General features: G+C 63.7%; 2 protein-coding genes. Both read left to right on the top strand.

Features of this window, described 5'->3' with window-relative positions; translation table 11 throughout:
• The first annotated feature begins 597 nt into the window (after positions 1-597).
• Entirely contained in the window at positions 598-1,509 is a 912-nt protein-coding gene (gene coxB, locus DBR34_RS07010; RefSeq protein WP_128096255.1) for a cytochrome c oxidase subunit II, read from the top strand.
• A gap of 64 nt (positions 1,510-1,573) precedes the next feature.
• The coding region (locus DBR34_RS07015; protein ID WP_181393924.1) for a cbb3-type cytochrome c oxidase subunit I at positions 1,574-1,977 on the top strand (404 nt) is incomplete at its 3' end.

Here is a 1,977-nt window from a genome sequence, read left to right on the forward strand (position 1 = left end):
CGCCGGCCGGGGCCGGGGCAGGAATCGGTGCGGAAGGTGCGGTCATGCCGGTTGGCTCGTGGAGAACTTGACCATTTTAATCGTTTTTTTGAGCTGGGAAGCACTTTCACGGCGCCGCCTGATTGCAGCCATAGCCTTTCATACAAAGGGATTCGGCGGGAATGGAGTACGCCATTAAAAGTGTGCTGACTTCGGCAAAACTCCCGCCGGACCTCATGCTGTGTTGCACCATTCCCGAAAATGTGAATGGACCCTTGCTACTGTCGCGAGTGCAGGGCTACCATCGAGACGTTTCCCGCAGCAGGAATTGCGTCCCCCACAGGCGCTCGATGCCCCCGCTGTTCGTCCTGCTGTTTGCTGTGTTGAAGGTCCCGGAGCGCGAGGTCATCCCCGCCGCCGGGTAGTTGCCGGACTGCGTCACCCGCCTGAATGGGCACGGTGCCGCGCCGGCGGCGAGAAGGACCGCTCGGGGCCAGACCAACGGCCCGGAAAACCAGAAGGCTTGCTCGCGGCCCGCAATGGCTGCAACCGACGACGCTAAGGGTCTAGGCAATGAAGCAACGCAGAATGTGGGGCACGACGTTCGCAACAACAGCAATGAGCGGGGCAGCACTGCTGGCGCCCGCAATGGCGTGGGCCCAGGCGGCCGACCCGAAACCGTGGCAGTTGAACATGGGCAAGGGGGTCACCCAGAGCGCGCGGTTGGCGTGGGAATCGAACATGTTCTCGCTGTGGGTGTGCACCGTGATCGGCGTGATCGTGTTCGGCGCGATGTTCTACGCCATGTTCAAGTTCCGCAAATCCAAGGGCGCGGTTGCTGCCACCTTCAGCCACAACACCAAGGCCGAGGTCATCTGGACGGTGATTCCGGTGATCATCCTGGTGGTGATGGCATGGCCGGCCACGGCCAACCTGATCAAGTTCTACGACACCCGTGATTCGGAAATGACCGTGAAGGTCACCGGTTACCAGTGGATGTGGAAGTACGAGTACCTGGGTGAGGATGTCACCTTCACCAGCCGCCTGGACCGCGAGTCCGACCGCGTGCGGCAGAGCGGCACGGTGCCCACGCTGGCATCGCACCCGCATTACCTGCTGGAAGTGGACAACCGGCTGGTGCTGCCGGTGGATACCAAGGTGCGCTTTGTGATCACCTCCGACGACGTCATCCACGCCTGGTGGGTGCCGGCGCTGGGCTGGAAGCAGGACGCCATTCCCGGCTTCATCAACGAGGCCTGGACCAACATCGAAAAGCCCGGCATCTACCGCGGCCAGTGCGCCGAGCTGTGCGGCAAGGACCATGGCTTCATGCCGATCGTGGTGGAAGCGGTGTCCAAGGAGGACTTCCAGAAGTGGCTGGCCTCACGCAAGCCCGCACCGGCACCGGCGGCTGCACCCGCAGCAACGCCCCCCGCAGCACCGGCGCCTGCCGATGCCGCGCCGGCCGCCGCTCCGGACGCCACGCCGCCGCCGGCACCGGCACCGGCTGCAGCAGGCAGCAACGCCTGAAATCGAGCCGCGCCTGCCACCCGGCAGGCGTGGGTACCACCGGATCCAGTGAGGTGTAGTTGCGATGGCGCATTCCGCAGTTGACCACGATGGGCACCACGGGCATCAGCAGAGCTTCGTGGAGCGTTGGTTGTTCTCGACCAACCACAAGGACATCGGCACGCTCTACCTGCTTTTCAGCTTCATCATGTTCATCATCGGCGCGGCCATGAGCGTGGTCATCCGCGCCGAGCTGATGCAACCGGGCCTGCAGTTCGTCAAGCCCGAGTTCTTCAACCAGATGACCACCGTGCATGCGCTGGTGATGATCTTCGGCGGCGTGATGCCGGCCTTCGTCGGCCTGGCCAACTGGATGATCCCGCTGCAGATCGGCGCGCCGGACATGGCGCTGCCACGCATGAACAACTGGTCGTTCTGGCTGCTGCCGGTGGCCTTCAGCCTGCTCCTGGTCACCCTGTTCCTGCCCGG

Source organism: Stenotrophomonas sp. HMWF003 (assembly GCF_003061285.1).
GTDB classification, from domain to species: Bacteria; Pseudomonadota; Gammaproteobacteria; order Xanthomonadales; family Xanthomonadaceae; genus Stenotrophomonas; species Stenotrophomonas maltophilia_AP.